This window comes from Kitasatospora sp. NPDC059973 (assembly GCF_042737525.1).
Taxonomy (GTDB): Bacteria; Actinomycetota; Actinomycetes; order Streptomycetales; family Streptomycetaceae; genus Kitasatospora.
In genome coordinates, this window is record NZ_JBHWUI010000044.1 from 14,339 (window position 1) to 33,655 (window position 19,317).

At 73.6% G+C, this 19,317-nt stretch carries 13 protein-coding genes and 1 pseudogene; 5 read left to right on the plus strand and 9 right to left on the minus strand.

Annotated features, from left to right (window positions below; all coding sequences use genetic code 11):
- The first annotated feature begins 79 nt into the window (after positions 1-79).
- Positions 80-790: an ABC transporter ATP-binding protein gene (locus ACFWA9_RS14820; protein WP_352294036.1), complete on the plus strand. Its 711-nt coding sequence runs from the start codon at positions 80-82 to the stop codon at positions 788-790.
- A 114-nt stretch (positions 791-904) separates the two neighbouring features.
- Here ACFWA9_RS14820 and ACFWA9_RS14825 read toward each other — a convergent pair whose 3' ends face one another.
- The 3 genes from ACFWA9_RS14825 to ACFWA9_RS14835 all read right to left on the minus strand — a co-directional run bounded on the left by ACFWA9_RS14825 (position 905) and on the right by ACFWA9_RS14835 (position 3,366).
- The gene (locus tag ACFWA9_RS14825; protein WP_329485884.1) at positions 905-1,180 is read right to left on the minus strand and encodes a hypothetical protein; all 276 of its coding nucleotides are present in this window, start codon (positions 1,178-1,180) and stop codon (positions 905-907) included.
- A 332-nt stretch (positions 1,181-1,512) separates the two neighbouring features.
- The gene (locus ACFWA9_RS14830; protein WP_380387120.1) at positions 1,513-2,295 is read right to left on the minus strand and encodes an ABC transporter substrate-binding protein; all 783 of its coding nucleotides are present in this window, start codon (positions 2,293-2,295) and stop codon (positions 1,513-1,515) included.
- Between the two features lie 528 nt (positions 2,296-2,823).
- Positions 2,824-3,366 (minus strand): EF-hand domain-containing protein, encoded by a 543-nt coding sequence (locus ACFWA9_RS14835; protein ID WP_352294041.1) that lies wholly within the window; start codon positions 3,364-3,366, stop codon positions 2,824-2,826.
- 249 nt (positions 3,367-3,615) lie between these two features.
- On the opposite strand from ACFWA9_RS14835, the gene ACFWA9_RS14840 reads away from it, so the two are divergent.
- Positions 3,616-4,965: a hypothetical protein gene (locus ACFWA9_RS14840; RefSeq protein WP_380387123.1), complete on the plus strand. Its 1,350-nt coding sequence runs from the start codon at positions 3,616-3,618 to the stop codon at positions 4,963-4,965.
- A 111-nt stretch (positions 4,966-5,076) separates the two neighbouring features.
- On the opposite strand, the pseudogene ACFWA9_RS14845 reads toward ACFWA9_RS14840, so the two are convergent.
- The 3 genes and pseudogenes from ACFWA9_RS14845 to rho form a co-directional block, all read right to left on the minus strand.
- Positions 5,077-5,361 (minus strand): annotated as a pseudogene (locus tag ACFWA9_RS14845) (hypothetical protein); the annotation flags it as partial.
- Entirely contained in the window at positions 5,256-5,609 is a 354-nt protein-coding gene (locus tag ACFWA9_RS14850) for a hypothetical protein (RefSeq protein WP_380387192.1), read from the minus strand. The gene ACFWA9_RS14850 and the pseudogene ACFWA9_RS14845, both read right to left, overlap by 106 nt.
- On the minus strand, positions 5,606-7,003 hold the full coding sequence (rho, locus tag ACFWA9_RS14855) for a transcription termination factor Rho (protein WP_380387126.1): 1,398 nt from the start codon (positions 7,001-7,003) through the stop codon (positions 5,606-5,608). Before rho ends, ACFWA9_RS14850 begins: the two co-directional genes overlap by 4 nt.
- Positions 7,004-7,634: 631 nt before the next feature.
- Between rho and ACFWA9_RS14860 the strand changes: the two genes are divergently transcribed.
- The 3 genes from ACFWA9_RS14860 to ACFWA9_RS14870 all read left to right on the plus strand — a co-directional run bounded on the left by ACFWA9_RS14860 (position 7,635) and on the right by ACFWA9_RS14870 (position 14,765).
- On the plus strand, positions 7,635-8,894 hold the full coding sequence (locus tag ACFWA9_RS14860; protein ID WP_380387129.1) for a phosphatidylserine/phosphatidylglycerophosphate/cardiolipin synthase family protein: 1,260 nt from the start codon (positions 7,635-7,637) through the stop codon (positions 8,892-8,894).
- A 328-nt stretch (positions 8,895-9,222) separates the two neighbouring features.
- A complete protein-coding gene (locus ACFWA9_RS14865; RefSeq protein ID WP_352294051.1) occupies positions 9,223-9,723 on the plus strand; it encodes a hypothetical protein in 501 nt (166 codons plus the stop codon).
- 62 nt (positions 9,724-9,785) lie between these two features.
- The gene (locus ACFWA9_RS14870; protein ID WP_380387132.1) at positions 9,786-14,765 is read left to right on the plus strand and encodes a tetratricopeptide repeat protein; all 4,980 of its coding nucleotides are present in this window, start codon (positions 9,786-9,788) and stop codon (positions 14,763-14,765) included.
- Between the two features lie 94 nt (positions 14,766-14,859).
- Here ACFWA9_RS14870 and ACFWA9_RS14875 read toward each other — a convergent pair whose 3' ends face one another.
- The 3 genes from ACFWA9_RS14875 to ACFWA9_RS14885 form a co-directional block, all read right to left on the minus strand.
- Complete coding sequence (locus ACFWA9_RS14875; RefSeq protein ID WP_380387195.1) at positions 14,860-15,834, minus strand: RimK family alpha-L-glutamate ligase; 975 nt, start codon at positions 15,832-15,834, stop codon at positions 14,860-14,862.
- A gap of 272 nt (positions 15,835-16,106) precedes the next feature.
- A complete protein-coding gene (gene asnB, locus ACFWA9_RS14880; protein ID WP_380387135.1) occupies positions 16,107-17,984 on the minus strand; it encodes an asparagine synthase (glutamine-hydrolyzing) in 1,878 nt (625 codons plus the stop codon).
- 36 nt (positions 17,985-18,020) lie between these two features.
- On the minus strand, positions 18,021-19,280 hold the full coding sequence (locus ACFWA9_RS14885) for an MFS transporter (protein WP_380387138.1): 1,260 nt from the start codon (positions 19,278-19,280) through the stop codon (positions 18,021-18,023).
- Positions 19,281-19,317: the final 37 nt, after the last annotated feature.

The following is a 19,317-nucleotide window of genomic DNA, read 5'->3' on the forward strand; positions in this document are numbered from 1 at the left end:
AGAATGCCATGCACACCTCAGCTTGAACGCCCGCCATCAGTACTTCACTTCAGTCGAGGAACACCCAGGGGGACGCCCAATGACGCAGCAACCGGCCGCCACCGTCACCACCGACATGGTCACCGTCACCGACCTCACCCACAGCTTCGGCACCGGCGACCGCACCGTCCACGCCCTGCGCGGCGTCTCCTTCACCGCCCGACGCGGCGAACTCACCGCCCTCAAGGGCCGTTCCGGCTCCGGGAAGACCACCCTCCTGAACCTGGTCGGCGGCCTCGACACCCCCACCGGCGGCACCATCACCCTCGACGGCACCGATCTCGCCGGCCTCGACGAGAACCAGCGGCTCGCCCTGCGCCGCGACCGCATCGGCTTCGTGTTCCAGTCCTTCGGCCTCCTCCCCGTCCTCACCGCGAGCGAGAACGTCGGGATCCCGATGCGCCTGCGCAACGTCCCGACCCCCCAGCGCGAGGAGCGCGCCCGCACCCTCCTCGCCCTCGTCGGCCTGAGCGCCCACGCCAACCAGCGCCCCGCCGAACTCTCCGGCGGACAGCAGCAACGCGTCGCCATCGCCCGGGCCCTGGCCAACCAGCCCGACCTCATCATCGCCGACGAACCCACCGGCCAACTCGACTCCGAGACCGGCCGCGCCATCATGGAACTGCTGCGCGCCGTCGTCCGCAGCGAAGGCGTCACCGCCCTCGTCGCCACCCACGACCCCACCCTCATGGAACTCGCCGACCACGTGATCGAACTCCACGACGGCCGGATCACCGAACCCACCCCCTGACCCGGCGGGTCGGCCCTTTCGGGGCAGCGGACCGTGCCCGGAGAGGCACGGCCCGCTGCCCGGCCGGCCCCGGTCCACCCGCTCAGAGCACCCTGAGCTCAGAGCACCCTGAACTCAGAGCACCCTGAGCGCGGACTCGCAGGCGCGGCACCGACGGGTCCGCTGGGACGGCGGGTACCAGGGCTGCCCCGGCCCGGACGGCCGGTAGTTCTCGCGCTCCAGGTCGCCCGTGCCGATCCCGCAGAACGTGACCGGCCCCGGGTCCTCCGGCACCTCCGGGTCGGCCGGGGCCGCGTGCACCCAGCGGATCCGGGCGCCCACGTCGACCTCTCCCGCGTCCAGCACCTCCGTGGACGGCTCCAGCTCGACCAGTACGATCACTCCGCTCATACCTCGACCCTGCCCCCGCCCCGCACCGGCCGCATCCCGACCGCCGGGGCGGCGCCCGGAATCCCCGCCGGAGCGAATACCCGAATCCGGAGCCGGACCCGCCGGGATCCGCCCCGCACCGGAATTCCCGCGGGCCCGGACAAGGCGGAGCGCATTCCGAAGTACGGCGGCTTGCAATTCCCGGCCCGCACCGCCGAGCGGCCGAAATCCCCCCGCCACCAGGGCCTCACCGCGGAACACCCGGTCCGTCGCCGGGAATCACCCCTGCCCCGCGAAAACGCTTCCCCGGACGGCAGCGCGGGGCGCCCGGGCGGCGGCGGACCGGGCATTCCTCAGGCGCGCTGCCGGTCGATCTCGGCCTGGGCCTGCCTGGCCGCGTCGGCGAGGATCTGCGCCGCGTCTCCCCCGCCAACGACCTTGACGGCGGCCGCCGCGAACAGGGTGTTCACCGTGCTGTTCCACAGGGCGGGGCCGTACCTGCCGCACGTGGCGGCCAGGTCGACGGCCTCCTGCGCCGTACCCCCGCGCAGTCCCTCCGAACGCGCGGCCACGGACAGGCGCGGCGGCACGTGGAAGCCGTAGCTCTCCGACCAGTCCTTCTGCAGTTCGGTCCGCTCCACCCGGAGCCAGCGGACGAACGTCTTCGCCGCGGCCACGTTCCGGCTCCTGGCGTCGACGCAGCTGGTCCAGCCGCCGACGCGCACCACCGGGCCGCCGCCGGGCCTGAAAGCGGGCCAGGGCAGCACGCCGAAGTCGTCGCCGAGCGCCGTCCTGAGGGCCGGCATCGCCCAGAGACCGCACCACCGCATCGGCACGACGCCCTGGGTGAACGCGGACGGGTCCCACCCGTCGGTGGTGAAGCCGAGCAGCAGGGACTGGTCTTCGCGCAGCCGCTTCAGGGCGCTCATCGCCTCGACGGCCTGCGGTGAGTCGAAGTCCGCCCTGCCGTCGGTGACCAGCGCACCGCCGTGGGAGAACACCGCGAGGGCCGGCAGGTCGCCGATGCCGTCGTTGCCGACGAACAGACCCTTGGTGCTCCTGGTGGTGAGCGCCCTGACCGCGGCCGCCAGCGCGTCGAAGCTGCGGGGCGTGGCGATCCCGGCCTTGGCGAGCAACCGGCCTCCCCGTAGGCGTGGGACCGGACGTTCGACGTGGTCGTGACGCCGCTCGCGCCGGACCCGCCGGTCGGCCGGTGCTGCAGCCGACGGCCATACCGGCCACCGCCAGCAGGGATCCGCCCAGGAAGCCTCTTCGGCCGGGCTCGGCTCGCTGTGCACGCATGTCGCATCCTCAAAGCTGGGTGGCGGGGCAGGGCCCGTCGTCCGACGTTCGGTACCGGCGCCGTCGCCGCATCGGTGCTCGGCGGGGGCGCCGCCATGACAACGTTGTCTCCAGTGACGGACGAGCCGGTCGCCCACGCCCCATGCCCGGGCGACGACACGTCACGCCGATCCGGAAGCACGGATGCAATGCAGCGTCGAATTAACAACGTCGTTCAGTATTGATGGTGGAAACCGCGACCCTTACCGCTGGGGAACCGCCGTGACGGACACCGTCCACGCCGGCCGCAGCCGCCCGCGCACCGGCCGGGACAGCGGGTTCAGCCGTTCAGCCGGGTGACGCTCGCTCGCTCGGCGGCGGCGTCACCGCTCCGGGATGCGGCCGCACATCACGTTGCCGGGCTCCGCCGGGTCGGCGCTGATCCAGAACTGCGCCCACAGGAGCGCGAATTCGGCCCGGCTGAGGTACCCGTCACCGTCCAGGTCGAGCAGCTCGAAGACGTCGTCGGTCGCCACGCTCCGGCCGTGCCAGATGTCGACCAGACGGCGGTGCTCGGCGCGCGAGATGCGGCCGTCCCCGTTCTCGTCCACGGCGTCGAAGACGGTGTCGGCCGTCGCCGTGACGACCTCGCGCAGGGCGGGGAGCCGGTCGACGAGCGCCAGGAACTCGTCCATGTCGACCGTGCCGTCGTGGTCGGTGTCGGCGACCGTGCGCAGGTGGTCCCACCAGCCCGTCATGAGCGCCTCGACCCTGGCCCTCAGCCCCGCGTCCCGTTGAACGGCCGGCAGCCGGCTCCACCGTTCCGCCAGGGCCCCGAAGTCGCTCTGCCGCAGGCAGCCGTCCCCGTCCGTGTCGAACGCGGCGAAGACGTTGCGGAGCTTGCGCTGCTGGAACTCGCTTGCCATCGACGGGCCTCCCCTGTGCCGAACCGCTGCCGTACCGGACCGCTGCTGTACTGGCCTCCTGCGCCACCACGTGTGGCGACAGTATGGTGACGATAGGTCACCAACGCCGGCCCCCGCCGAATAACGGGAGTCTTCCGGCAGATCCACCGCCACCTGTGCTAGAAGCCACCCCGCCCGGGGAGTTGAGCGACGCTGCGGCCGGGGTACGTGCCGGGGACGGCGCTCGGTCGGGCGGGGAAGGAGCAGACTGTGTCGGAGCAGCGGCGGTCCGTCCTGCGGTACACCTGGCGCGGGAGCGAGCGGGTGGCGACCAAGGTCGTCGCCTACGGCGTCGAGGGCGAGCCGCTGCCCGGCCGCCCGGGTGTGCCCCCGTGGGAGGCCGTCGGGGGGCGCACCACCGACCGGGTGCGCCTGACGGTGACGGACGACGAGGTGCGCCGCTGGCAGGACGCGCTCGCCGCCTACGTCCGCGCGGTCGATTCGGCCTCCGCCCGGCTCAGGGAGGTCTGGGCGAAGGTTTCCCGCCGGGGCGCGCTCAGGAGGGTTCCGGGAGCCCGTCGGCGCGGGGCGGTGCGCCTGGGCCGCGCCGAGGAGGTGTACACCGCCGACCTGGCGGCGGCCACCCGGGCCTACCGTCCGGTGCGTCAGGAGGTCGAGGCACGCGTCGCGGTGGCGCGGGAGGAGGAACGAGCGGTCCGCGCTCGCGAGCGGGACCGCGCGGAGGCCGCACGGCTGGCCCACATCGCCGCCCTGCGGCAGTGGAAGCAGCGGTGGACCGACCTCGCCCGGGCGGCGGACCTCCGGACGTGGACCTGGCGCTACGAGGGGCAGGCCCTCCTCGTCCTTCCCCAGGACGCCGGCCGGCCCGGGCAACCGGCGCTGACCGCGCGCGAGGTGGCGAAGCTCCTCGTCGTACTGGCCGGACGCGGGTGCACCCGGGTGGAGTGGGAGCGGGAGGCCCGCCGCTCGGTGGAGGAGATCGTCGGCCCCGGGCAGTTCCCCGCATGGTGGCGGGACGTGCTGAGCGCGACGGTGAACACCCGGCCCCGGGAGGCGGCGGAGCAGGAGATCACGTCCACGGCCGAACGGCTGGGCGCCGCCCTCGACACGGCCGGCCGACCCGGCATGCGGGTCTTCACCGTGGGCAGCCAGCAGTCCGTGTCCGGCTGGCACCTCGCCCTCGACCGGCCGCCGCGCCTCGCCCGGCCGGGCGTCGAGCTGCCGGTCGTCCCCTCGGAGCCCGCCAATCGCGGCTGGATACTCTGGAACTACGACGGCAGGGTCCTCCCCTACGACACGCTGACCCTGACGCTCGACCGGTGGCGCCGCGATCCGGTCGGCTTCGCCGAGGTGAGGAAGGAGACCATCTACAGCACCTTCACGCGCTCGGTGTGGTACCGCCGGACCCCGGCGCAGTTCGCCCGGTCGTTCCTCGACGACGAAGCCAGGCACTACAGCCCCTGGCACGAGAACGACCTGAGCTTCCGCCTCGCCGACCACGCGGACGCCCGCGAGTTCGTGCCCTACGTCATGGCGCTCGCAGGCATGGTGACGTCCGCCCTCCTCGCCGTCGCCCAGCACCACGGTGTGGCGCTCTGACCGGCTTCAGGCCGGTGGACTCCACGAAGGCCACGGCGCCGGCGCCGAGCGCCGGGACCGGCGTGGCCGGCGTGGCCGGCCGTCGGTCGGGGCCCGCCAGGCGGCGCGGAGTCACGCGCCGACGGCATGCCGGCGGGTCTGCGGGTACCTGGCGTGATCACCTGCCGGCCAGTCCTTCAAGTCGTCCGCGCAGGCCGACAGCGCCCGGTGGGTGTCCGGGGTGAGCTGGCCGGCACGTTCCGGCGGTTCCTCCCGTACGGGCCGGTCGAAGCAGGCCAGCCGGGCGTTCATCAGGTCGCCGACGTGGTCGACCGCGCTTTGCGGTGAACAGCGCAGGAAGTGCTGGAACACCGGAACGGCGTCGTTGCCGTCGCGTTCGACCTCGGTCTCCTTGCGGTGGGAGTAGAGGCGTTGCGCAGGTCCCCGTTGTCCGCGAAGGCGTCGATGCGTTCCTGCACGGTGGGATGGCCGGGCAGTTCCGCCGGGAGGCCCCGCCCGTGGGCGTACCGGGGCAGGATCGTGGAGAGCGAGGTCCCGGCGGTTCGGCGGCGCGTCCCGAGGTACTCCACCGGGTCGGGGACGCGGCCGTGGAGGGTGTTCGACGGCGGTAGGCCGTCAGCGGTCCGCGGGTGTCTTCGGTTCAGACCGTGCGGGCCGGGGAGCCGATCGCCACCTGGCGCAGGAGTTCGTCGTTGCCGCCGGTCCGCTTCAGCCGGTCCAGGAGCAGTTCGGCGGCCTGCTGGACGTCGAGAGCGCTCAGCGCCCGGCGCAGGGTCCACGCCGCGGGCGTGCGGGCGGGGCCGAGGAGGAGCTCCTCGCGGCGGGTGCCGGAGGCCTTGACGTCGACTGCCGGGAAGACGCGCTTGTCGGCGAGCCGGCGGTCGAGTCGGAGTTCCATGTTCCCGGTGCTCTTGAACTCCTCGAAGATCAGGTCGTCCATCCGGGAGCCGGTCTCGACCAGGGCGGTGGCCAGGATGGTGAGCGAGCCGCCGTTCTCGGTGTTGCGGGCCGCGCCGAAGAGCTTCTTCGGGAGCTGGAGGGCCGCGGCGTCGATGCCGCCGGTGAGGGTGCGGCCGTTGGCGGGGGCGGCGGAGTTGTGGGCGCGGGCGAGACGGGTGAGGGAGTCGAGCAGCACGACGACGTCGTGGCCGAGTTCGACCAGCCGCTTGGCGCGCTCGACGGCGAGTTCGGCGAGCGCGATGTGCTCGCGGGCGGGCCGGTCGAAGGTCGAGGCGATGACCTCGCCCCGGACCGAGCGCCGCATGTCGGTGACCTCCTCCGGACGCTCGTCGACCAGGACGACCATCAGGTGCGCCTCGGGGTGGTTCCGGGCGATCGCCGCCGCGATCGACTGCACGACCATCGTCTTGCCGGCCTTCGGAGGTGCCACGATCAGACCGCGCTGGCCCTTGCCGATCGGGGCCACCAGGTCGACGGCCCGGCCGATCAGCTCCCGCGGACCGGTCTCCAGGCGCAGCTGCTCCTGCGGGTACAGCGGCGTCAGTTCGTGGAACGCGGGCCGGTGCCGGGCCCCGTCGACGGTGCGGCCGTTGACGGTGTCGATGCGGGTCGACGCCGGGCGGACGGTGCCGCCCCCGCGCGGGGCGGGCGTGCGCGGGGCGGGCGGGCGCGGGGCGGTCGCGCCGGTCAGCACGTCGCCGGTCCGCAGGCCGAGTGCGCGGACCTGGTTGGCGGGCAGGTGCACGTCGGTGGGCCCGGGGAGGTAGCCGGAGGTGCGCAGGACGGCTTTCCCCTCGCGGATGTCCAGCACGCCGGCGACCGGTAGGAGGTCGCTGTCCGCGGCGGCGGCCGGCTCGCTGGGCCGGCTGCCCCGGCGTTCCGTAACCGCGGGCCGGGAACCGGCCGCCGGCGCCGGTGGCCGGCTGGGAGAGCGCTTGGCGATGATCGCCTCGACGAGTTCGTCCTTGCGCAGCCGGGCGGCGCCCGGAACGCCCAGGGCGGAGGCGAGTTGGTGGAGGTCGGTCTTCAGCAGGCCGTCCAGCGGCGCGAGGGTCGACGGTTCGGTGGTGGTCGTCACGAGAAGGTACTCCTGTGCTGTCGGATGATGGCGAAGGGTGAGGGCGCCGGGCGGCCCCGGTGGGGCGGCAGGAACCGGCGACGAGAGCTGTACGGCCCGGCGGGGCGCCCGGAGCGGGCTGCGCCGACGCTCGGGCGGGACACGCGGCCCCGGCGCGGCCACGAAGGGGCCGGGCACACGAAGGGGCTGGGCAGGGGAACTTGGCTGCCTGCCGGGCGGGCACCAGTCGGGTGCCGGCGATGCGTCGGGCAGGAGACCGCCGGAAGAAGCGGTTGGTACGGCGGGATCCGGGCCGCTACGGCGGGGATTCCGGTGTGCAGTGGCGCCTGGTTCCCGCACCCTGGGGGTGGGCTTCCAGCATCGCCATAGGCAGGGTAACACCTGGGGGCCTCGGCGTGACGCGGCATTTCCGTGCCACCCGGCCACGGTGCCCGCACCGGGGTACCCGCTGCCGCCCGCTCCTGCCCGGGATACCAGCTGCCCCCGCCCCTGCGCGGACGGGTCCGGTGAGCGGGGCGCCCCGGAGTGCCCCCACCCCTCGCCCCTCTGTTGACCGACCCATGATCACTCTTAATGATCATGGCCAGTACAGTGACCTCCTGTATCGATGTATCGACAGAGGGGGATACAGATGAAGGTCCGTACGACGGCGGGGCTGGCGGCGCTGGTCGTGGGCGCGTCGCTGCTCGGGGTGCCGATGGCAGCGGCCGAGGACACGCCGGTGGCGCTCACCACCACGTTCAACAACCCGGCGGGGCCGACCGCCGCCCAGGACGCCATCCGCAACCAGCTGATCTCCCTGATCAAGCGCACGCCGGCCGGAGCCGAGATCAACGGCTCGATGTACCTGTTCACCGACGGCGGTGTCAGCGCCGCGCTGATCGCGGCCAAGCAGCGCGGCGTGAAGGTCAGGCTCGTCGTGGACGGGGACGCCGTGCCGGACTACGAGCCCGGCAGCAACCCGCCCAAGGCCACCGGGTCCGAGTACGCGACGCTCGCCGCGCCGACCGGCCTGGGCACCGACCAGAACGCCGACTCCTGGGTGCTGGCCTGTCCGGACACCCGCGGTTGCATCGGCAACCGGGCGCTGAACGACGACGACGACGGCGCGATCAACCACAACAAGTTCTTCCTGTTCTCCAAGGTCGGCAGCACCGAGAACGTGGTGTTCCAGACCTCTGCGAACCTCACCACCAGCCAGCGCAAGAACCTCTTCAACAACGCCGTCACCATCCCCGACGCCGGCTCCGGCCTCTACGCCGCCTACCGGACGTACTGGCAGGACCTCGTGACGTACGGCTCCTCCGGCAACGGCCTGGCGTCGAACTACCTGAGCCAGCAGGCCGGCCCGTACAAGACGTACTTCTTCCCCCGCCAGGAGAGCGCGGGGACGGCCTACAACGACGACGCGTCCACCGACACCGTCGTCTCCCTGCTCGGCAACACGGACTGCGCGGGCGGCGCCACCCGGATCCGGATCGCCATGTACGCCTTCACCCGGGTCCAGGTCGCCGACAAGCTGGTCGAGCTGAAGAAGGCCGGCTGCCAGGTGGAGCTGCTGCACAACGGGGAGAGCGGCAACCTCGGCACCACCGTGAAGAACGCGCTGGCCAGCAAGCTCGACCTGGCCGCCCGCTGCTGGGGCACCGCGCCGAACGCCGACGGCACCACCCGGTCGATCGGCATCCACTCCAAGTACCTGCTGATCGAGGGCACCTACCTGGGCGCCGCCAACCGCAAGCTGGTGTTCACCGGGAGCCACAACTACACCTACCCGAACCTGCGGTCCCACGACGAGACCCTGCTGAAGATCGACGACCCGGCCGTCCACGACGCCTTCAAGGCGAACTTCGAGGCGATCAGGACGAGCGGAGCCTGCACCGCCTGGTGACCTGCCGCCGCACCGGCCGGCCGCGGGCAGCCAGGAGCGGCCGGGCTGGCCGGTGCGGCCGGTGCGGCCGGTGCTGCTGAACGGTCGGCAGGCCCCGGCCGCACCCGCGAAGGCGGCCCCCGATATGTCCGACCGTGGATCGACCGCGAACCCCGGTGCTCGGCGAAGAGCTCCACCGAGGTGGGACAGCCCACGCACGGACGGCTTCGGCCAGGGTGATGCCAGGACCCCTGCGACCGCGCTCACCCCGCTCGTTCCGCCCCCACCGCCCGCCGCTGATAATCCGTCACTTGTACGCTGTCGGCACCGGAAATCAACGGAGGGGGCAATGATGACCAATCTGCCGACCACGGTCGACGGACTCGGAGGTCTTGCCGAGGAGGGCGCCATCGTTCTCGCCGGTGCCCTGGCCACGGGTGCGTTCGGTGTGGCCCGCGCGAGGATCGCCGCGATGTTCGGACGGCTGGGCCCGAACCACGAGGCGGGCGTGGAGACACAGTTGGACGCCGACCAGGAGCTCGTCCGCGACGCGGCCCCGGAGGAGCAGGACGAGGTCCGCCAGGACATCGCGCCCGTCTGGCGGCGCAGGCTCGCCCGTCTGCTCAGGGACTGCCCCGAGGTCGAGCCGGAGCTGCGCGACCTGCTCGCCGCGCTCCGCGAGGCGCTGCCCGAGGAGCGCCGGGGATGGGTGCAGACGATCGTGGCCCGCGACAACGCCACGGTCTACGGCGCGCAGGGCGGGAACGTCATCCACTACCAGGGCGCCCACGCCCGTGAGGTGCCACCCCCGGACGGCGCTGCCGCGGACGGCGGGCAGGCCGAGGCGTGAGCGACGCCCGTACGGGACGCTCCGACGGGACCCCGCCCGACCGACAACAGGCCACACCGCCCGTGCCGGCCCCACTGGCCCCACCCGCCCAGCGGGTCCAGGGGGCCCGGCACGTCCAACACGTCCGTGCCGAGGGCGGCTTCGCCTACGGTGCCGCGGGCGCCGACATCCACGTGTTCGGTGACGGTACGCCGGTCTACCTGCTGCTGCGCCACCGGCGCCCGGCCGGTCCCGACCCGGCCTGGCTCAGGTCACAGCCCAGCCGACTGCTGGACGCGCGTGCCGAGGTGGTCGACTTCACCGGCCGCGACACCGAGATGGCGGAGCTGCTGGCCTGGCGTGACGCCGAACCGAGGTTCGCGGTGCGGTGGCTGCACGGGGAAGGCGGCCAGGGCAAGACCCGGCTGGCCGGGCGGCTGGCCGAGGAGTCCGAGCGGGCCGGCTGGGTGGTCGCGGACGCCGTCCACGGGACGGACACCCATCCGCCGGCCGACGGCAGCCAGGATCTGCGTCTCGACGGGAGCGCGGGGGTGCTGGTGCTGGTCGACTACGCCGACCGGTGGCCGCTGTCCGACCTGAGCTGGCTGTTCCACAACATGGTGCTCCGGCAGCCGGTCCCCGCGCGGGTGCTGCTCATCGGCCGGTCGGCGGGCCAGTGGCCCGCGCTACGGGGCAAGCTGGACCGGCTGCGGGAGAGCATCCACACCTCCGACCAGCTGCTGCGACCGCTCGCCGACGACGGACAGCTCCGGGGCGCGATGTTCGACGCGGCCCGGGACTGCTTCGTCCGCCACTACCCCGAACTCGGCGCCCCGGCCCCGATCCGGCCGCCCCGGGACCTGCGTCACGCCGACTTCGGGCTGACGCTGGCCCTGCACATGGCCGCCCTCGTCGCGGTGGACGCGGCGGCCTGCGGCCGCACGCCACCGACGGACATGATCGGCCTCACCACCTACCTGCTGGACCGCGAGCGTGAGAACTGGAGCCAGCTCCAGGAGAACAGCGGGCGGGGCCTGGACTACGGCACGCCCGACGAGGTGATGGCGCGGACGGTGTTCACGGCGATCCTCTCCGGGCCGGTCGCCCGCACGCGAGCCGTGACCGTCCTGGAGCGGGTCCTGCCCGGCGTGCCCGTCGACCGGGCCCTGGCCGACCACGCCGTCTGCTACCCGCCCTCCGACCGCGGCACCGCACTGGAGCCGCTGTTACCCGACCGGCTGGCCGAGGACTTCCTCGCCCTGCTCCTGCCGGGCCACCCCGTCACCGGCTTTCCCACGGACGCCTGGGCCACCGCTGTCCCCGCACGGCTGCTCACCGACGAACGCACGGCCTTCTGCGCGCCCCGCGCCGTCGCCTTCCTGGCCGCCGCGGCCGACCGGTGGCCGCATGTGGGCGGCACCGTGCTCTACCCCGTGCTGCGGGACCGGCCCGACCTCGCGCTCCGAGCGGGCAGCGCCGCCCTGAGCGGCCTCTCCGCCATCGGCGCCGACAGCGCCGACAGCCGCCCGATCGACCCGGAGCTGCTCACGGTACTGGAGCACGTGGAGCCGCTGCTGCCCGAGGGCGAGCACATCGACCTGGACGCCGGCGCCCTGGCCGTGGTCGAGCGGCTGACCGCGCACCGCCTGGACGGCAGCACGGACCCGGCCGAACGGGCCGGGCTGTACGGGACGCTGGGCAGGCGCCGGACCAACGCCGGCAAGTGGGGGCCCGCCCTGGCGGCGGCGGAGGAGGCCGCCAGGCTCAACCGGTGGCAGGCCGGGAACGACCCCCGGCACCGGGCCCGGCTGGCGGGCTCGCTGACCGAACTCGGCAACGCCCTCGCCCGGCACGGGCGCTGGAGCGAGGCGCTCGCCCAGTCCCAGGGCGCCACCGCCCTCCTGCGCGAGCTGGCGGAGCACGACCCGGGCCACCGCCCCGCCCTGGCCCGGTCGTTGACGGATCTCGGAGGACGGTTCGCCGACTGCGGCCGGGCGCGCGAAGCCCTCGACGTCACCGAGGAGGCGACGGCCCTGCGCCGGCAGCTCGCGGCCGAGGACCCCGACCGACAGTCGGCCCAGCTGGCCCGGGCCCTCAGCGGCCTGGGCGCCCTGCGCCTGCGACAGGGCCACCGGGACGAGGCCGTGGAGGCGGCGGAGGAGGCGGTCGCCGTGCTGCGCGGCCTGGCCGCGGTCCGGCCGGGCGACCACCTCGGGGATCTGGCACGGGCGCTGGGCAGCCTGGGGCGGGTGCGGCTGGAGGCCGGACGCCGCGAGCAGGCCGTCGAGGCGGCGCAGGAGGCGGTCGGCCTGTTCCGGCGCCTGGCCGAGGCCAATCCGGCCGTGCACCGGCCGCACCTGGTGACCTCCCTGGTCCACCTGAGCGCGACGCTCCCCCGCCGGACCGAGGACGGCGACCGGACCTCCGGGCCTGCCCTGACCGCAGCCGAGGAGGCCGTGGTCCTGGCGAGGGCACTCGCCGAGGTCGATCCCGCGATCCACCGGCGCGGCCTGGGCCGGGCCCTGGAGGCGCACGGCGACCGGCTGGCCGAGCTCGGCCGGCGGGACGAGGCCGTCACGGTGCTGCGCGAAGCCGCCGACCTCTATCAGGCCCTGGGCTCCGGCGGCAGCACGGCACCCTGGGAACTCACCGGCCTGCTGCGGCGGTTGGCGGCCCTGTACGGCGAGTCCGGGGCGCCCGGCGACAAGGCGCACATGCTCCTCAACCTGAGCGCCCTGCCCTTCGGCGCGCCCGAGGAGCGCGTCGAGGCGGCCCGGCAGGCCGTCGAGCTGTACGCCGGGACGGACGAACGCGCGGTCGAGGCCGCCGCGCTGCTCAACCTGGGCACGGCGCTGGCCCGGGCCCGGCAGTACGAGGAGGCCGTGTCCGTCGGCCGGCGCGCCCTCGGGATCTCCCGCGAGCTGGGCTTCCGGGAGTTCGAGGCCGTGTCGCTCAGCAACCTGGCGGACCACCTGCGGCGCGCCGGGCGGTACGGGGAGGCGGTCGAGGCCGCCGACGCCGCCTGCGCCCTCGACGAGGAACTCGGCCGGGAGCACGGCCACCCCTTCTACACCCGCGGTGAGGCGCTCCTCCAACTGGGCCGGAACGAGGAGGCGGTGGTCGCCCTGGAGCGGGCCGCCGACCTCTACGAGCGCACGGGCAGGCGGCAGTACGACGACAGCGGCGATCCCCTGGAAGAGGTCGACGCCCGGCACAGCCTCGGGACGGCGCTGTCGCGGAGCGGGCGACTCGCCGAGGCGACCACCGCGCTGCGACGTGCGGTGGCGCTCTACGAGGCCGCCGGAGAGCCCCGCCGGGCCAGGCAGGCCTCGCTCACCCTCTGCGCCAACCTGGTCGGTTCGGGGCAACTGGACCAGGCCCTCCCCCTCGCCGAGCGACTGCTCGCCCGCTGCCGGGCGGCGGGCGACCGGGAGCAGGAGGCCGTGGCGCTCTCCCAGTACGGCGCCGCCCTCCTGGAAGCGGGCCGGGTCGACGAAGCCCTCCCGCTGTGCCGCGAGGCGGCGGCGGCGCTGAACGGCCCGACCAGGCCGGACGATCCCCGCCACCCGGCGGCGGCCTGGCACAACCTGGGCCGGGCCCTGGAGCGCTCGGGGCGGCCGGCGGAGGCCGTCGCACCGTGGCGCGAGGCCGCGCGGATGTGGGCGGAGCTCGGCGACCGCCGGTACGAGCGGGACGCCTGCTACGGGCTCGGCGTCGCCTGCTTCGCCCTCCACGACAACGCGGAGGCCGTCGACGCCTTCGAGCGGGCCGTGCGGCTGAGCCGGCGGACGGCCGACCGGTCGAGCGAGGCCGGGGCCCTGCTCGGCCTCACCGGCGCGCTGGTGGACGCGGAGGAGTTCGCCGAAGCGGTCGACGCCGGGCGCCTCGCCGTCGAACTGCTGAGGGAGTTGGGCCAACACGGCAGCGAAGGACTGGCGCTCGGTCAGCTGCACGACGCACTCACCCGGCTCGGCCGACCGGACGAGGCCACCGCCGCACTGGAGCAGGCGGCCGCCGCCCACCGCGCCGATCGCGACGCACGTGGCGAGGCCGCGGCACTCGTGCGGCTGAGCGACAGCCGGATTCGGGCGGGCCGTCCCGACGAGGCGATCAGCGGTGCCCGGCGTGCCGTCGATCTCTACGCGGCGGCCGGCGACCGGCTGGGCGAGGGGTCGGCGCTCCACAGTCTCGGCACCGCGCTGTCGGACGGCCGGCGCTTCGAGGAGGCCGCGGCGGTCAACGGCCGCTGCGCCGACCTGATGCGGGACCTCGGTGAGCTCTGGCGCGAGGGGTCGGCCCTGCTCAATCAGTGCTCCGCGCTCCAGGAGACGCAGCGGTTCGACGCCGTGGCCGACGTGGCGGACCGGGCTGCGGCCGTCCATCGGACGATCGGCGACCGGCCCGGAGAGGTGAAGGCGCTGATCCTGCTGGCCATGGCGTCGCGGGAGACCGGCCGGGCCGAGGAGCGCCTCGCCGCCGCCGGCCGGGCCACGACGGTGCCGCTGGAGCTCGGCGACCCGCTCCGGGCGATGGCCTGGTTCGAGTTCGGCGCGGCGCTCCACCAGGCCGGGCAGCAGGAGCGGGCGGCCGGAGCCTTCACCGAGGCCGCCGCGTCGTACCGGGCCTCGGGCAACCCGCGCTCGGCCGCGACAGCGTGGCTGAACGCGGGCGAGATGCACCTCTGGATCGAGCAGTGGCCCCGGGCGGTCGAACCGTGCCGACAGGCCGCCACCCTCTTCGCGGCTCCCCCCGCCGACCACGGCAACGAGCTCACCGCCCAGGTCTCGCTCGGCAAAGCCCTGCTGGGAGCCGGTCACTACGTCGAGTCGACCCCGGTGTGGCGGCGGGCGGTCGATCTCGCTCGGGCCCTGGGAGCGCGCGAGACCGAGGGCACCGCCCTGTTCATGCTCGGCGCGGTCCTGGTCGACCTCGGAGAACTGCAGGAGGGCATCACCGTCAGCCGCGAGGCCGCGGCGCTCCTCCAGGCCTGCGGTCTGCGCTCCCAGGCCGAAGGGGCGATCCGCAACATGCGGGTGGGACTGGGAAAGCTGCGCGGCGGGTGACCGGAGCAGCCGGCCGCGGCGTGCGGGCCCCGCGGTGTCGGGGAGCCGCACGCCGCCGGAGGAACGGCAGGGGAACCCTGCGACGCGGCGGGGCTCACGCCGGTCGGCGGTCGCCTCGTCGGCCGGCACCGTTGGACGTCAGGTCCGGGTCTGCCGACAGGTGGGCGCGGACGTAGGGGATGGCGACAGTCTCCACGGGCCGGTCGGGGTTGAAGGCAGGATGGACGTTCACTTCGAAGACGACACCGCCGCTCTGCGCGGCGAGGTCGACGCCGGCGAAGGGCAGTCCGACGGACGCGGTGGCGGCCACCGCGAGTTCGGCGAGCCTCGGGGGAAGCCGGTCGGGACCCAACACGGTGGTGCGAGCCCCCTGGGAGACGTTGCACGGCCGGTCCGGGTCACTCTGGTGGCGTTCGAAGGCGTGGACGACCTTTCCGTTCAGCACGATCACACGGTGCTGGTTGCGGCGGCCGTCGGCCGTGAAGTTCCCCGCATCGCGGGAGATGAGCCAGCCCTGCCCGGTGCTCCGGTAGAAGGCAGCGGCGGCCTCCAGCTGCTCGGTGCCGGTGACGTGGAAGACGTCCGCTCCGCCCATGCCGAGTACGGGCCGTGCCCACACGTCCCGGCCCAGGCGGCGGAACGCGCTCAGCATGTCGTCCCAGGAGCCGTTCATTCGCAGAGTCTCCATCTGCGCGACGGAGTCCCGGCTGAACCGTTCGACCATCAGGGACTTGTCCGTCGCGACCCGCCACGCCTCGGGATCCGCCGCGAGCGTCCGCGCTCCGAAGCGGCGCAGCAGGTCCTGGAATCCTTCGAGGTGGCGTCTGCGGTGGGGAGGTATCTCGAAGACCACGACCACCGGTTCGACGGCCACCGGGGCGCGGCCCGGCCGGCGGACCGTGAGGAGGCCTCCGGCCCGCTCAAGGCTTGCCGTCACGGGCCCGTCGTCGTACAGGAGCCGCGCGTCCAGCCGCACCGGACCCTGGCCCGTCACCCGGGCGATGGCGTCGGCGAGGATCTCGCGGCTGCCCTCCTTGGACCCGTGGTCGGTCACCAACAACAACGGCATCATCGTCTCAGCCAACACCATCGCGGCGCCAATTCCGAGTGAGAGAACACGAATTGGGCGTCGATCTGGTCCTGGTGGCATCCCTGTCCGGGTCTTCTGCCCGAGGCGTTCGTCGTTCGCTGACCGCCGGGGACCGCGACCCGCCCAGAGACCGGGGAGAGCGGGTACCCGGTGTCCCGAGTACCCGCTCTCCCAGGCGGCTCGACGGTCGCCGATGGTCCCGGCGGCGCCCTGACCGGGCACCGGTGCCGGACGGTCAGGAGGTCACGCGGTCACGCGGTCAGGAGGCCGTCGTCGAGCCGGACGTCGTGGAGCCTGAGCCAGGCGTCCAGCCGGACCGGGGGCTCGGTGTACACCGATCGCTGCATCATGGAGTAGGCGTTCTCGACCGGCGCGGCGAGGTGGGACCGGACGGCGTCGAGGTTCAGCAGCGGCCGCGCCGGGGCGTCCCGGTCGCCGGCGATCCGGGCGAGTTCGCGGTTGATGGCCCGGTCGTAGCCGAGGTCCTGGGTCGAGGGGTAAGGGGCCTTCCGGCGCTGTGCGATCGACCGCGGCAGCAGGTCCTTGGTGGCGTGGCGCAGCAGGCTCTTCTCCCGCCCGTCGAAGGTCTTGAACGCCCACGGCGTGTTGTAGACGTACTCGACGAGCCGGTGGTCGCAGAACGGGACCCGGACCTCCAGGCCGGTCGCCATGCTCATCCGGTCCTTGCGGTCGAGCATCATCTGGAGGAAGCGGGTGATGTTGAGGTGGCTGGCGAGGCGCATCCGGCGTTCGAGGTCGCTGTCCCCGGGCAGGTGGGTGACCTGGCCGACGGCGGTGCGGTACTCGTCGGCGACGTACTCGGCCAGGTTGAGGGACTTGACCAGGCCGGGGTCGAGGAAGCTGGTCGCCTGCTCGCTCACCGGGACCCGGTTGATGGCGTGCCACGGGAAGGTGTCGGCCTGCGAGGCCACCGGGTCGTGGAACCAGAGGTACCCGCCGAAGACCTCGTCGGCCGACTCGCCGGAGAGGGCGACGGTCGAGCTCTCGCGGACCGCCTTGAACAGCAGGTAGAGCGAGGGGTCGTGGTCGCCGATGCCGTAGGGCAGGTCCCAGGCCCGCAGCACGGTGTCGCGGACGCCGGGGTCGACGAGCTGGGCGGTGTCGAGGAGGATCTCGCGGTGCTCGGTGCCGACGTGGCGGACGAGTTCGGCGGCGAACGGGGCGTCCGGCGCGTCCCGGAACTGCTCGGGCTTGAACTCCCCGGCCAGTCCGGCGAAGTCGACGGAGAAGGTCCGGACCCGGCTGCCGTCCTTGGCGTCGAGCGAGCGCTGGGCCAGCGCGGTGAGGGCGCTGGAGTCGAGGCCGCCGGAGAGCAGCGCGCAGAGCGGTACGTCGGAGACCATCTGCCGGCTCACCGCGTCCTCGATGAGCTCGCGGACGGTGGCGACGGTGGTGTCGAGGTCGTCGGTGTGCGGGCGGGTCTCCAGCGACCAGTAACGCTCCTCGCGCAGCCCGTCGCGGCCGACCCGCAGGATGTGGCCCGGCCGTACCTCGTAGAGGTTCTTCAACGGGGTCCGGCCGGGCACCCGGGCGAGGGCGAGGGCATCGCGCAGCCCGTCCAGGTCGAGCGTCGCGGTGCTCCGCGGGTTGGCGAGGATGGCCTTGGGCTCGGACCCGAAGAGCACGCCGCCGTCGATCGGGTAGTAGAAGAGCGGCTTGACGCCGAGGCGGTCGCGGACCAGGAGCAGCTCCTGCGTCCTGGTGTCCCAGATCGCCAGGCCGAACATGCCGTTGAAGCGGTGGACGAACTCGCTCCCCCACTGGAGGTAGGAGCGCAGCACCACCTCGGTGTCGCTCCTGGTGAGGAAGCGGTGGCCGAGCAGGACCAGTTCCTCGCGGATCTCCTGGAAGTTGTAGACCTCGCCGCTGTAGCTCAGGACCACGAGCGGCCGGCCGTCCGGACCGGTCTCCGGGGTGGTCATCGGCTGGGCGCCGCCCTCGATGTCGATCACCGCGAGCCTGCGGTGGCCGAGCATCGCGTGCGGGGCGGTCCAGACGCCTTCGGCGTCGGGCCCCCGGCAGGCCATGGTGTCCGTCATGGCCTGCGCGGTCGCTCCCTCCCTGGTCAGGTCGCGACCGAAGTCCACCCAGCCGACTATTCCGCACATCTCGGACATCCCTTTCGTCGAGTGATCGAGCGCGTTTCAGTGGTACGTATCGACCTTCGACGGCTCCGCCGCCGGGGTGCGCGAGGACAACCGGTGCGCCAGCTCGGACAGGCCGAGGGCGGCCACGGCCAGCCCCGCTCCGATGAAGCTGATCCGGTCCGCGCCGATCGAGCTCATGCCGACCGCCCCGATGACGCCGGAGAAGGCGATGGCGAGGTAGAGGAAGGCCGCGTTGAGCGAGATCAGCAGGGGCGCGGACTCGGGTTCGAGGGTGATCAGACGGGTCTGCTGGGGGGCCGTGATGGCCCAGGCCGCGACACCGTACGCCACGATGACGACCAGCGCGGCCGGGTAGGAGCCCGTGGTCAGCGGGAGGACGACGAGGCTGAGGGCCAGCAGCACGATGGCGCCGCCCACCACCGGCCGGGCACCGATCCGGTCGACCAGCGCGCCGGCGTAGAAGTTGCCGACCGTCCCGGTCAGACCGAAGGCGAACATCAGGACCGCCAGCCTGGTGCCACTGCCGCCGGTCGCGTCGGAGAACACCTCGGCCATGTAGGTGTAGACGATGTAGGCGGCGGTGAAGGCGACCAGCGTGGTCGCGAGCACGGTGACCACCCGGCGGTCGCCGAGCGGGGCGAGCCGCTGGCGCAGCCCGCCGGGGGCCGGCACGGACACCCGGGGCACCAGGGCCAGCACCCCGATCAGGCCCAGCGCCGTCAGCGCCGTGATGAACCACATCGTCGCCCGCCAGCCGAGGACGCTGCCGACCACGGTGCCGATCGGCGCGCCCAGGGCCGTCGCCGCCGTCAGCCCGGTGGTCACCGCGGCGATGGCCCGGCCCCGGCGTTCGGGTTCGACCAGACTGGCGGCCGTGACGCTGGCCGCGGGGATGTAGAGGCCGGCGCCCGCCGCGGCGATCATCTGCGCGACCAGGACGACCGCGAAGGACGGGGCGAGCCCGGTCGCGATCACGCCCGCCATGTAGAGCAGGACGGCGAGCTTGAGCACCCGGTGGCGGGGCCAGCCGGCGGTCAGGGTGCCGAGGACCGGCGACATCACGGCGCAGGTCAGCGCGAACACCGTGACGGTCTGGCCGGCGGTGGCGATCGAGACGTCCAGGGACTCGCTGAACTCGGGCAGCACCCCGGCGAGCACGAACTCGTCGGTACCGAGCGCGAAGGTGCCGAAGCCGAGCATCAGGACGGCTCGCCACGCACTCTTCGCCGATACCGCCTCGGGGTCGTCCTCGGCCATCAGCGTTGTTCCCGTGCCGGAATCGGTCAGCCGGGCCATGGGCCCTCCTTCATTCGGTACCGATCGGTTCTGTTTA